This window comes from Natronohydrobacter thiooxidans (assembly GCF_001884735.1).
In the GTDB taxonomy this organism is placed as follows: domain Bacteria; phylum Pseudomonadota; class Alphaproteobacteria; order Rhodobacterales; family Rhodobacteraceae; genus Roseinatronobacter; species Roseinatronobacter thiooxidans_A.
Genome location: NZ_MJAP01000003.1, coordinates 281,856 through 294,142 on the forward strand (window position 1 = coordinate 281,856; position 12,287 = coordinate 294,142).

Annotated in this window: 11 protein-coding genes; 7 read left to right on the forward strand and 4 right to left on the reverse strand. The window is 65.9% G+C overall.

The genetic code is table 11. From position 1 onward, the window contains the following. Nucleotides 1-34 precede the first annotated feature (34 nt). The gene (locus BG457_RS03920; RefSeq protein WP_084657455.1) at nucleotides 35-2,122 is read right to left on the reverse strand and encodes a ComEC/Rec2 family competence protein; all 2,088 of its coding nucleotides are present in this window, start codon (nucleotides 2,120-2,122) and stop codon (nucleotides 35-37) included. Between the two features lie 83 nt (nucleotides 2,123-2,205). On the opposite strand from BG457_RS03920, the gene gltX reads away from it, so the two are divergent. From gltX to BG457_RS03955, 7 genes are all read left to right on the forward strand, one after another. After that, nucleotides 2,206-3,615 carry a glutamate--tRNA ligase gene (gene gltX, locus BG457_RS03925; protein WP_071795689.1) on the forward strand — a complete coding sequence of 470 codons (1,410 nt, stop codon included), beginning with the start codon at nucleotides 2,206-2,208 and terminating at the stop codon, nucleotides 3,613-3,615. A 67-nt stretch (nucleotides 3,616-3,682) separates the two neighbouring features. Further along, nucleotides 3,683-4,978, forward strand: a complete 1,296-nt coding sequence (gene gltA / locus BG457_RS03930) for a citrate synthase (protein ID WP_071795690.1) — start codon at nucleotides 3,683-3,685, stop codon at nucleotides 4,976-4,978. 233 nt (nucleotides 4,979-5,211) lie between these two features. Next, nucleotides 5,212-5,934 (forward strand): hypothetical protein, encoded by a 723-nt coding sequence (locus BG457_RS03935; RefSeq protein ID WP_071795691.1) that lies wholly within the window; start codon nucleotides 5,212-5,214, stop codon nucleotides 5,932-5,934. Between the two features lie 38 nt (nucleotides 5,935-5,972). Continuing rightward, the gene (gene mazG / locus BG457_RS03940) at nucleotides 5,973-6,800 is read left to right on the forward strand and encodes a nucleoside triphosphate pyrophosphohydrolase (RefSeq protein WP_071796044.1); all 828 of its coding nucleotides are present in this window, start codon (nucleotides 5,973-5,975) and stop codon (nucleotides 6,798-6,800) included. Next, nucleotides 6,787-7,422: a DUF1638 domain-containing protein gene (locus tag BG457_RS03945; protein WP_071795692.1), complete on the forward strand. Its 636-nt coding sequence runs from the start codon at nucleotides 6,787-6,789 to the stop codon at nucleotides 7,420-7,422. The genes mazG and BG457_RS03945 overlap by 14 nt, the downstream gene beginning before the upstream one ends. Nucleotides 7,423-7,776: 354 nt before the next feature. Continuing rightward, nucleotides 7,777-8,319, forward strand: a complete 543-nt coding sequence (locus BG457_RS03950) for an RNA polymerase sigma factor (RefSeq protein WP_071795693.1) — start codon at nucleotides 7,777-7,779, stop codon at nucleotides 8,317-8,319. Further along, entirely contained in the window at nucleotides 8,306-8,665 is a 360-nt protein-coding gene (locus BG457_RS03955) for a DUF6768 family protein (RefSeq protein ID WP_071795694.1), read from the forward strand. Before BG457_RS03950 ends, BG457_RS03955 begins: the two co-directional genes overlap by 14 nt. A 264-nt stretch (nucleotides 8,666-8,929) precedes the next feature. On the opposite strand, the gene BG457_RS03960 is transcribed toward BG457_RS03955, so the two are convergent. From BG457_RS03960 to BG457_RS03970, 3 genes are read right to left on the reverse strand one after another with little or no spacing between them, the layout of a single operon-like run. Further along, on the reverse strand, nucleotides 8,930-9,157 hold the full coding sequence (locus tag BG457_RS03960) for a sulfurtransferase TusA family protein (RefSeq protein WP_071795695.1): 228 nt from the start codon (nucleotides 9,155-9,157) through the stop codon (nucleotides 8,930-8,932). Next, the gene (locus BG457_RS03965; protein ID WP_071795696.1) at nucleotides 9,157-9,402 is read right to left on the reverse strand and encodes a hypothetical protein; all 246 of its coding nucleotides are present in this window, start codon (nucleotides 9,400-9,402) and stop codon (nucleotides 9,157-9,159) included. Before BG457_RS03965 ends, BG457_RS03960 begins: the two co-directional genes overlap by 1 nt. Continuing rightward, nucleotides 9,386-12,193, reverse strand: coding sequence for a bifunctional [glutamate--ammonia ligase]-adenylyl-L-tyrosine phosphorylase/[glutamate--ammonia-ligase] adenylyltransferase (locus BG457_RS03970; protein ID WP_071795697.1), 2,808 nt, complete (start codon nucleotides 12,191-12,193; stop codon nucleotides 9,386-9,388). Before BG457_RS03970 ends, BG457_RS03965 begins: the two co-directional genes overlap by 17 nt. Nucleotides 12,194-12,287: the final 94 nt, after the last annotated feature.

Genomic DNA, 12,287 nt, shown 5'->3' on the forward strand with positions numbered 1-12,287 from the left:
GTTTGGTGGGTAGGGTGCGTGCTGAGCACGCACCCTACGGCGCGGCGCGTCCGGTCCAGAGGCGGGTGCCGCTGGACTGCGCCACATTGCGCATCACCACCTGCCCTGCCCTGATGTCATAGGCGCGCGCGCCAGTGGCGCGCAGATCCGCTGGTGTGACCAGCGTGCAGGCGCGGGGTTTGTCCTCGGGCATCTCTGTCGTGACGATGATCCGTCCCGGCAGGCAGAGCATGTCCAGATCCGCCAGCGCGCGTTTGCCCGAAAGATGCAGCACATCAAAGCCGCCGCCGCGCAGATGGGTGATCTGCGCGCGCGGATCGGCGCCTGTGCGGGCATGGGCCTGCGCCTGATCGGCGGCGTCGCCATCGGCCTGCAGCCAGCTTGCCGCCGCGAAACTGCCCGCGCGGGCGCGGCTGAGGGCGCGACCCTCGGGGGTCATGAGACCCACCACCTCGCCCTCGGGCGCGATCAGCAGTGCGGGCCGGGTGGTCAGGGACCACAGCAGCAGCGCCAGCGCCATGACCGGCAGCCCGGCGAGCCGCGCGCGGCCCTGCCAGAGGATCAGCCAGAGCGCGCCGAGGCTGAGGATCGGGATCACCCATGGCTCGGGCTGGACCACGGGCATGACCGCGCCTTCCAGCGCGCCCACCTGTGCGGCGACGCTGAGGATCCAGCCGATGGCGGGGGACATGAGCGCGAGCCCCAGCCCTTCGAGGCCGAACGGGGCGAGGAGGGCCGCCAACACGGCACCGGGCATGATCACCAGCCCCATCAGCGGCACGGTGAGAAGGTTCGCGATCAGCCCGTATTCGGCGATGCGGTTGAAGCTGGCGGCGGCGATGGGGGCGGTGGCGATGCCCGCGACCACCGAACACAGGATCACCGAGACCACGGGCCACGCCCAGCGCGGCAGGCGGTCGCGCCATGCGCGCTCGTCGCTGAGGAAGCGGAACACGGCGACAAGGGCGATGGTGGCGGCGAAACTCATCTGGAACCCGGCCTGTACCAGCGCTTCGGGGCGCAGGATCAGGATCAGGGTGGCGGCCATCGCGACCGAGCGCAGCGAGATGGCGCGGCGGTCGAGAAGCACCGCCACCAGCATGACCGCGACCATGATATAGGCGCGTTCGGTGGCGACATTGCCGCCCGAGAGCGCGAGATAGAACCCCCCTGCCCCGAGCGCGCCGAGGGCCGCGAATTTGCGGATCGGCAGGCGGAGGGCCAAGGGCGGGACCAACGCCATGAGCAGGCGCAGGAGGCCGAAGACGAAGCCGGTGAGCAGACCCATATGCAGCCCCGAAATGGCCAGAAGATGCGCGAGATTGGCGCGGCGCAGATCCTCGGTGCGGGCCTGCGAGATGCCGGAGCGGTCGCCGGTCAGGATGGCGGCGGCAAATCCGCCGCGATCGCCGGGAAGGTGGTCCTGCACCGCCGCCGAGATGCGCATGCGAAGGCGGTTCAGGCTCTGGCCCGAGGGGTCGGGGGGCGCGGCGATCAGGACGGGCATACGGCTATAGCCGACCGCGCCGAGGCGTTCGAACCATGCAAGGCGGCGGAAATCGAAGCCGCCGGGTTCTGACGGCGCGGGCGGCGGGCCGAGATGGCCTGTGGTCATCACGCGCTGGCCGGGTTCGGGCGGGAAATGGCTCTGCGCGCCGTGCAGGGAGATGCGTATATGCTGCGGGGTGCGGGCGGGGGGCGTGCGTTCCAGCACGACCTGATCGAGAGTGAGCCGCATGGCGTCGCTGGCGGAGCGGTCGATTTTCACGATACGGCCCTCGATTGCGCCGAAATAGCGGTAGCTCATGACCGGGGCCGCGACCTGATGCGCGCGGTGGCCCGCGATCAAAAGGCCGCCGAGGGTGAGGACGGCGGCCATGGCGAGCGGGGCCAGATCTGTGGGCAGGGCGCGCGCGAGCAGGCCAAGCGCGAGGGTGAGGGCCGCGAGCGCGGCCCATTCCGGCGGGGAGGGCTCGCGCGGCAGGGCGAAATAGAGGCCGATGCCGAGGGCGAGGCAGACCGGCACATAGAGAAACAGCCGCCCGCGCTGGCGGGCGATGGCCTGCAGCGCCGGATGCGCTAGCTGGCCGGGCTGCGCTGCGGAAAGGCCATGCGCGCGCACCCTTGTTTCCTCCCCTCTCCTTGCCTAGAACCCCTCTGGAAAACACCCTGCCCAAAACTGGTTTCCAAAAGGTTAATCCGCGCATGTCTGCCCCTGTCGTCACCCGTTTCGCCCCTTCGCCCACTGGCTATCTGCATATCGGGGGTGCGCGGACGGCCTTGTTCAACTGGCTTTATGCGCGGGGGCGTGGCGGCAGGTTTCTGCTGCGGATCGAGGATACCGACCGCGCGCGCTCGACGCCCGAGGCCAGTGAGGCGATCCTGAAGGGGCTGACATGGCTGGGGCTGGATTGGGATGGCGAGCCGGTGAGTCAGGCGGCGCGGGCGGAGCGCCATGCCGAAGTGGCGCATCAGATGCTGGCCTCGGGCCATGCCTATAAGTGTTTTGCGACCCAAGAGGAGATCGAGGCGTTTCGCGAGGCCGCGCGGGAAGAAGGGCGCTCGACCCTGTTCCGCTCGCCCTGGCGCGATGCGGATCCGGCGACGCATCCGGATGCGCCCTTTGCGATTCGGGTGAAGGCGCCGCAGGAGGGTGAGACGGTCATCCGCGATCAGGTGCAGGGCGATGTGCGGATCCGCAATGACCAGCTGGATGATATGATCGTGCTGCGCTCGGACGGGACGCCCGTCTATATGCTGGCGGTGGTGGTGGATGATCACGACATGGGCGTCACGCATGTGATCCGGGGGGATGACCATCTGAACAATGCCGCGCGGCAGATGCTGGTCTATCGCGCGATGGGCTGGGATCTGCCGGTTTTCGCGCATATTCCGCTGATCCACGGGCCGGACGGCAAGAAATTGTCCAAGCGTCACGGGGCTTTGGGGGTCGAGGAATATCAGCGCATGGGCTATCCGGCGGCGGCAATGCGCAATTATCTGGCGCGGCTGGGCTGGAGTCACGGAAATGATGAATTCTTTACCGATGATCAGGCAAAAGAATGGTTCGACATTGCGGGCATTGGCAAATCGCCCGCGCGACTGGATTTCAAGAAGCTGGACCATCTGACGGGCCAGCATATGAGCGCGGGCGACGATGCTGCGCTGCTGCATGAACTGGAGGGATATTTGGCCGCAACCGGCGCAGATGCCTTGAGTGAGACCCGGCGCGCGGCGCTATTGCGGGCCATGCCGCTGGTCAAGGACAAGGCCCGCGGCTTCGGGCAACTGCTTGAAAAGGCGCATTTCATCCTGACCGACCGCCCGGTGGTGCCGGATGAGAAAGCGCAGGCGGCGCTGGATAATGTATCCCGTGGTATACTGAGGGAATTGACGCCGCGACTGCAAAATGCTAGCTGGGAGCGAGAATTTCTGGAAGATGTAGTCTCGGAAATCGCGCAGGCGCATGGTCTGGGTCTTGGCAAGCTGGCGCAGCCTTTGCGTGCTGCCCTTGCCGGACGCACGACCAGCCCCAGCGTGTTTGACATGATGCTTCTTCTTGGCCGGGAGGAAACCCTTGGCCGGTTGCAGGATGCGGTGATCCGAGAGGGCTGAGGCCCTGCCCGGATCTGGATCTGCCCGACAGGCGCTGTGCTTGCGGGCTATTGGGAAAGGATGTGCAATGGCGGATGGTGCGGGAACGGCGAAGCTGACAATCGGGGACAAGGTATTGGACCTGCCCATCCTGAAACCCTCGGTGGGGCCGGATGTGCTGGATATCCGAAAGGTCTATGCCCAGGCCGATGTGTTTACCTATGACCCTGGATTCACTTCGACGGCCTCCTGCTCTTCGACCATCACTTTCATTGATGGCGATGCGGGCGAACTTCTGTATCGCGGCTATCCGATCGAGCAACTGGCCGAGAAATCGCATTTTCTGGAAACCTGCTATCTGCTGCTTTACGGAGAACTGCCTTCGGCCTCGGCGCTGGAAGATTTCGAACTGCGCGTGACGCGCCACACGATGCTGCATGAGCAGATGCAGTATTTCTTCCGGGGCTTCCGGCGTGACAGTCATCCGATGGCGATCATGACCGGTGTGGTCGGCGCGATGTCGGCCTTTTACCATGACAGCACCGATATCAACGATCCCTGGCAGCGCGAGGTCGCCGCGATCCGCATGATCGCCAAGATGCCGACGATTGCGGCCTGGGCCTATAAATATTCGGTCGGCCAGCCTTTCGTCTATCCCAAGAACAGCCTCGATTATGCGGGCAATTTCCTGAATATGTGCTTCTCGGTTCCGGCCGAGGAATATGTGGTCGATCCGATCCTGAGCCGCGCCATGGACCGGATCATGATGCTGCATGCCGATCACGAGCAGAATGCCTCGACCTCGACGGTGCGGCTGGCGGGCTCTTCGGGGGCCAATCCCTTTGCCTGTATTGCCGCTGGCATTGCCTGTCTCTGGGGTCCGGCGCATGGCGGGGCGAATCAGGCCTGTCTGGAGATGCTGCAGGAAATCGGGACGGTGGATCGTATCCCCGAATATATCAAACGCGCCAAGGACAAGGATGATCCGTTCAAGCTGATGGGCTTCGGCCACCGGGTCTACAAGAATTTCGACCCGCGCGCGAAGGTGATGAAGCAATCCGCCGATGAGGTTCTGGGGCTGCTGGGGATCGAGGATAACGAGACGCTGAAGATCGCCAAGGAGCTGGAGCGCATCGCGCTGGAGGATGAATATTTCATCCAGAAAAAGCTCTATCCGAATGTGGATTTCTATTCCGGCATCATTCTGGAGGCGATGGGCTTCCCGACCTCGATGTTCACGCCGATTTTCGCGCTGTCGCGCACGGTGGGCTGGATCAGCCAGTGGAAAGAGATGATCGGCGATCCCGAGCAGAAGATCGGGCGTCCGCGCCAGCGCTATATCGGGGCGCCGCGCCGCGACTATGCCGAGATCGAGACGCGCTGACCCGCCTCTGTGCTGAGAGCCTGGCGCCGCTCCTTTGGGGGCGGCGCTTTGCTTTGGCTGGGGGGCTGGGCCTGCGGGGTCAGAAGCGCCCGCTCACGGCCCACCCACCCTGCCCATGCCATTCGCGGGCGCTGCCCGCGCTTGCGCGCGGGCGGGCCCTGTGGCTATGGTAGGTTCTTCTCTGCGCGACGCGCCTGTCGGAACCTGAAAGCCGGTTGCCGGGTTGATCTGCCATGATACGGATTTTGCCTTTTCTGACCCTGATTGCGACGGCGGGGTTTCTGATCTCGCCCTTTCTCACCGACCCGTTTTCGGGCTTTGACCCGGCACGCTTTCCGGTGCCGCAGGTCGATCCGCCGGTGCAGCCTGCGGGCTATGCCTTTGGCATCTGGGGGCTGATCTATCTGTGGCTGGGGGTGAGCGCGCTGGCGGGGGTGATGGGGCGGCGCGGGGACCGGGCCTGGGCGCGGGTGCAAGTGCCGCTGGTTCTGAGCCTTGGTCCGGGTGCTTTCTGGCTGTGGCTGGCCGGGGTCAACCCGCCCGCCGCCACGGCGCTGATCCTGTGGATGACCGGATGCGCGCTCTGGGCGCTGTTTGCAGCACCGCGCCGGGACCGTTGGCTGTTGCAGGCGCCGGTCGCGCTCTATGCGGGCTGGCTGACGGCGGCGTCGGCCGTGTCGATCGGGGTGCAGCTGGGCGGCTATGGGGTGTTCACGCCGGAATGGGCAGCGGTGGTGGCGCTGGCGGGCGGGGTGATGATCGCGCTTTCTGTGGCGCTCACCCTGCCCCATGCGCCGGAATATGCGCTGGCGGTGATCTGGGCACTGCTGGGGGTGCTGGTGGCCAATCTGGGCGGCAGTCTCCTGGTGCTGGGGGTCGCGGGGGCCGCACTTCTGGCGATGGGCGCGGTAGCGGTTTTCGGGCTGAGGGCTGGACAGGGGCGGGCAGCGCTGTAGAACGGGGCCGGATGTCTCTGTTCAAGGTGCCGGTTTTCATGGAACATGACCCTCTGATCTTTGCCCCCGATGGCTCTGTCGCGCGGCTGCGCGCGATCATGGCAGCGCTGCGCGATCCTGACACCGGCTGCCCCTGGGATATCGCGCAGGATTTCGCCTCGATCGCGCCCTATACGATCGAGGAAGCCTATGAGGTCGAGGATGCGATTGCGCAGCGCGACTGGCCCGCGCTGGAAGGGGAATTGGGGGATCTGCTGTTGCAGGTGGTCTATCATGCGCAGATCGCCGAAGAGGCCGGGCATTTCAGCTTTGAGAGCCTGACGCGCAGGATCAGCGACAAGATGCTGGCGCGGCATCCGCATGTCTTTGGCGATGAGAGCCGCGACAAGAGTGCCGAGGATCAGGTGGCGGATTGGGAGCGGGTGAAGGCGCAGGAGCGCGCGGCGCAGGGGCGCGGCGGGGTGCTTGATGATGTGGCGCTGGGGCTGCCTGCGCTGATGCGGGCGGTGAAGCTGCAGAAACGCGCGGCGCGGGTGGGGTTTGACTGGCCTGATACCGCGCAGGTGCTCGACAAGATCATCGAGGAGGCGCGCGAATTGGTGGAGGCGCGCGACAAGATGGGCGCGGCGGAGCAGGAAGAGGAATTCGGGGATCTCTTGTTCGTGATGGCCAATCTGGCGCGGCATCTGGAGATTGACCCGGAAGCGGCGCTGCGCGCGGCCAATGCCAAATTCACCCGGCGGTTCCGCGCCATCGAGGCGGCGCTGGCGGATGAGAACCGTCGCCCCGAGGACAGCACTCTGGCGGAGATGGATGCATTCTGGAACGCGGCCAAGGCGCGGGAGAAGGCGGATGCAGGCAGATGACACGGTGCTGACGCAGGCGGGGCTGGCGCCTTCGGGGCGCGGCTCGATCCTTTTGCTGGCCTGCGGGGCCCTGGCGCGGGAGATCCTGGCGCTGAAGGCGGCGAATGGCTGGGATCATATGGATCTGATGTGCCTGCCCGCCAATCTGCATCTCTGGCCCGAGCGGATCCCCGATGCGGTGGAAAAGGCAGTGCGGGCGCATCGTGACCGCTACACGGAGATTTTCGTGGTCTATGCTGATTGCGGCACGGGCGGGCTGTTGCAGGCGCGCTGCGCGGATTTGGGTGTCGAGATGGTCGCGGGGCCGCATTGCTATGCGTTTTTTGAAGGCGTGGAGGCCTTTGCCGAAAAGGCCGAGGATGAGATCACGGCGTTTTATCTGACGGATTTTCTGGTGCGGCAGTTTGATGCCTTTGTCTGGAAACCGATGGGGTTTGACCGCCATCCCGAGCTGATCCCGATGATGTTCGGCAATTACACCAAGCTGATCTATCAGGCGCAGACCGAGGATCCGGCGCTGGATGCGAAAGCGCGCGACTGCGCGGCGCGGCTGGGGTTGGGGTATGAGCGGCGGTTCACGGGATACGGGGATCTGGAGAAGGCGCTGGCTGGGCGTGGGTAGGGTGCGTGCGGGAGCACGCACCTTACGGGGCGCGCAGCGCGCCCGGTTGTCGGATAGACCGCATATGGGGACGGCAAGGCGGGCTTTCGCGCCGGAAAGAGCGCGGGGGCGGGAAGACGCCATGAGCGACATTCCCGCAGCTCGCGCCATGGCACGGCTTTTCGCAGTTGCGCCACCATCTTCGAGCCGGTGATCTCTCTCGGTGGCTTGCGCAGCGCCGGGTTAAACCACGTATGGGGGGCCGCTTGCCCGGGGCCAGTTCTGGACGAATTGGGGGACAGGTTCCGAATTCTTTTTCTCAGGACTGAACCTTTTGTCGCCTGAGACGCACCTGAGGGGTGAAAGGTGACGAGGATGGATCAGGGCGAGAAACTGCGCGCGCTGCTGGCACTGCATGTCGCCGGGGCGCGCATGGGCCGGTCGCGGGACTTCCGCGCGCTGGTCGAACTGGCTGGCCCGCGCCTCTTCGCGCATGCAAGGCGGCTGGCGGATGATGCTGACACTGCGCGCGATCTGGTGCAGGAGGCCTGGGCGGCGATCACAGGCAGCCTGCCTGCCCTGCGCGACGACAGGGCGTTCCTGCCCTGGGCACTGGCCATCGTGACCCGTGCCGCCGCGCGCGAAGTGGCCCGCCGCGTCCGGGCGCGCGAGACCGCGAAGGAGCTTAGCCGCGCCGCTGATGCGCCCGGTGCCGACCCGCCGGATCTGCGCGCCGCCATTGCCGAACTGCCCGCCGGGCAGCGGGCGGTATTGGCACTGTTCTATCTGGAGGGGCTCACAGTGGCCGAAGTCGCCACTGCGCTCGCCATTCCGCCGGGAACCGTGAAGACCCGGCTTATGCACGCCCGCAGCCGTTTGCGGGTCTTGATGACAGGAGAGGATCATGGACGAATTTGACCGCCGAATCGCCGAGGCACTTGCAGAAGAGGATCTCGGTTTGCCGGAAGACGCGCGTGAACCGGGCTTCTTCTCGCTGGTCTTTTCCACATTGCGCGGCCCGCAGGGCTGGGTGACATGGGTGCTTATGGTCGTGCAGACCGTGATGTTTCTGATCGCGATCTGGGCCGGATGGCATTTTTTCACCGCGACGGAAGAGTTATCCGCGATCAAATGGGGGATCTCGGCGGCAACGCTGATGATCCTTGCCACGCAAATGAAACTTGCGCTGGTGCCCCATATGCAGGCCAATCGGGTCATCCTTGCGTTGAGACGACTGGAACTGCGGCTGGCGGCGAAGAGTTAGCGCGTCCCTGCGTTGTTGTTCACAGGCAGGGGGTCCGACCCGCTGCAGGGGCGCCGCGAAAGACCGTTCCCCGCCCGCCATGCCGGGGAGGACGCGCGCGATGTCTCCTCAAAGCGGTGGCGGGCGCCCGCTCGGTCCGGCTTGGCCGACACGCTGCGGGACACGGGAGCGCGGAGCCAGGCCGCAGGGGTAAGGTGCGTGGTTCCCACGCACCCTACGGCAAGGATGCGCCCGCCCGCTTTGAGTATTTGGGGCAAGAAAATGTCAGGCGCGGCGGATGTAATAGGCCGTTGCCGTCCCGCGGGTTTCGCTGTCGAGAAGCGTATGGCCCGATTCCGCGCAGAAATGCGGCACATCGACCACGGCGGCAGGATCACTGGCCAGCAGGCAGAGCACCTGCCCCGGTGCCATGGATTTCAGCCGCTTGCGCGCTTTCAGCACCGGCAGCGGGCAGAGAAGCCCGATCGCGTCCAGTTCGACATCGGCCTGCATCAGCGCCGCCTGCCCCGGCGCGCGGGTCCGGGGGCGGCGAGCCCCTCTTGCAAAAGCGCGGTCATCGGATGGCCGCTGTCGCCCCCGTATTGGTCGAGCAGATGTTGCAACGCCGCGCGCGGATCCTGCCCGTTCGGCAGGCTGAGCGCCCAGTCGATCAGGATCGAGCGGCATTCGGCATCGGAAATGCCCTCGATCCGGTAGCTTTCGCGGATCAGGCCCTTGGGGTCATGGCTGGGCTGCATCCTTATCCTCTGTGTCTGGCGCTGCGAGCAGCGTGGTGATGATCTGATCGGCCTCGGCGCAGGCGGTTTGCAGGGCTCTCGCCAAAGCCTCGGCGCTGTCTGCCCCGGCGGAGCTCAGAATGAACTTCTGCCCGCCCGGACCGAGATCGGCAATATCGGAAATGCGGTCCGTGAGCAGGCGGCCGGTGGCCTGCATCGTCCAGCACAGCCGGTAGGCGCGCAGAAGCGCGGCTTCCTGATCCGTCGTGATCGTGCCGGATCGGATGCCTGCGCGCAGTTGCGGCTCGGGGCGGCGGGCGTGGTGGCCGGATTTCAGGGCGCAATATTGCGCGGTGAGTTCGAGATCCATCAGCCGCCCCGGCCCGGCCTTGGCATCCCAGAGCCCATGCGCGGGTTTGGCTTCGGCCAGACGCGCGCGCATATCGGCCACGTCGCGGGCGATACTCTGGCCGGTGGATTTTTCGATGAGAAGCGCGCGGCGGAAATGTTCGATCCGCTCGCCCAGCGCCAGGGAACCCGCGACGCGGCGCGCGCGGGTGAGGGCCAGATGTTCCCAGGTCCAGGCCTCGTGTTGCTGATACTGCTCAAACGCAGTGATCGAGGTCGCGACCGGGCCTTGCCGCCCGGAGGGGCGCAGGCGCATATCCACCTCGTAGAGCCGGCCTTCGGCGGTGGGGGCGGAGATGGCGTTGAGGAACGCCTTGGTCAGGCGGGCGTAATAGCTGCGCGCATCGAGCGGGCGGGGGCCGTCGGACTGATCCTCGGTTTTTGCGTCATAGATGATCAGCAGATCCAGATCCGAGGCCGCATTGAGCCGCCCCGCGCCGAGCGAGCCCATGCCCAGCACCACCGCCCCACGCCCCGGTGGCGGGCCGTGCCTGCGCGAAAATTCCGTCACCACCACGGGCCAGAGCGCGCCGAGGGTGGCTTCGGCAAGGGCGGCATATTCGGATCCGGCCTCGAACGCGTCGATCAGCCCGCGCAGGTGATGCACGCCGACGCGGAAATGCCATTCGCGTGCCCAGACGCGGGCGAGGTCAAGCTGGCGCTCGTAATCGTCGAGCATGGCCAGCCGGTCGGCGAGGTCTTTTTGCAGCTCTGCCGTGCCGGGCCATGAGGTGAAAAACCCTCCGCCGATGACCGCATCAAAGACGGCGGCATTGCGCGAGAGATAGGCGGCGAGGCGCGGGGCTGTTGCGCAGATGTCAACAATCAGCTCGATTAGCTGGGGATTGGCCTCGAATAGTGAAAAAAGCTGCACCCCGGCGGGGAGGCCGCCGAGAAAGCGGTCGAATTGCACAAGGGCGGCTTCGGGGTCGGCGGCGTCCTGCAACCGCGTCAGGATCACCGGGCGGACGCGTTTGAAGATTTGCTTGGCGCGGCCGGAGCGGAGTGCGGCATAGCTGTGCCAGCCTGCGATCAGATCCTGCGCGGTTTCCGAGAGGTCGGGCTCTTCGGTGGCGGTGGCGTCGGGGGCGAAGAAGCCTTCGGTCAGCTGCGCCACCTCCATCAGCCGCGCTTTCAGGCGCTGGCGGAAGGCGCTGGTCTCGGCTTCGCCGGTGAAACGGGCGAGACGGTCGAATTCCTCGGGGCTGGTGGGCAGTTTCTGGGTCTGGGCGTCCTGCACCATCTGCAGCCGGTGTTCGATCTCGCGGTGCTGGATGTAATGCGCGGTCAGTTTTTCGGCGAGATCTGCCGGGATCCAGCCCTTGGCGGCCAGCGCCGCGAGCCCGTCCACCGTGCGCGGGCTGCGCAGATCGGGGTCGCGGCCACCGGCGATCAACTGCCGGGTCTGGGTGAAGAATTCGATCTCGCGGATACCGCCCTGCCCCAGTTTGAGGTCATGGCCATTGAGCGAGAGCGTGCCGCCAAGCCCTTTATGCGCCTTGATCTTGAGGCGCATGTCATGGGCGTCCTGAATCGCGGCGAAATCGAGATGCCTGCGCCAGACGAAGGGGCGCAGCGTGTCGAGAAAGCGCCAGCCTGCGGCCAGATCCCCGGCGCAGGGGCGGGCCTTGATATAGGCGGCGCGTTCCCATGTGCGGCCAAGGCTTTCATAATAGCGCTCGGCGGCTTCCATCGAGAGGCAGACCGGCGTCACCGAGGGATCGGGGCGCAAGCGCAGATCGGTGCGGAAGACATAGCCCTCGGCAGTGTGATCCGAGAGCATCCCGCAAAGCTTGCGGGTCACGCGGATGAAGGCGGCGCGGGCGTCGTGATAGTCGTCGGTCGAGAAGCGGGTTTCGTCAAAGAGGCAGATCAGGTCGATATCGGAGGAATAGTTGAGTTCGCGCGCGCCCATCTTACCCATGGCGAGCACCACCATGCCCGCGCCGGTCTTGGCATCCTCGGGGGTCATGCCGGGCAGTTTCTTGCGGCGGATTTCTTCGGTCAGCAGGGCAGTCAGGGCGGTGTGGGTCGCGCGGTCGGCGAGATCACTGAGCGCGCCTGTGACCTGATCAAGTGACCAGACGCCGCCCAGATCGGCCAGCGCCGCCAGCAGCGCCACGCGGCGTTTGGCCTGACGCAGGCGGGCGGAAAGATCGGCGAGCGGCACGTCATCGAGGGCGGCGAGTTCAGCGTCGATGCTGGCTTGCGGATCGCGGGTGAGCGCGGCGCGGGTCCAGTCCTGTTCGCGGGTCATCAGGGTGCGCAGATAGGGGCTGCACCCGGCCGCCCCTGCGATCAGATCGGAGAGATCTGCGGGCAGGTCGGGGAAGGCGGCGCGGGCCTCGGCACCAGATTCGGTGTCATAGGGCAAGGGCAGACGGGTCAGGGGCGCGAAACTCATGCCCAGACCATGCCTTGCGCGCAGGGCCGCGTCAATTGGCGCAACTTCCTAAGCCAGAATGCAAAATCTGCCGCTTCGGGGCGCTGGCGAAATC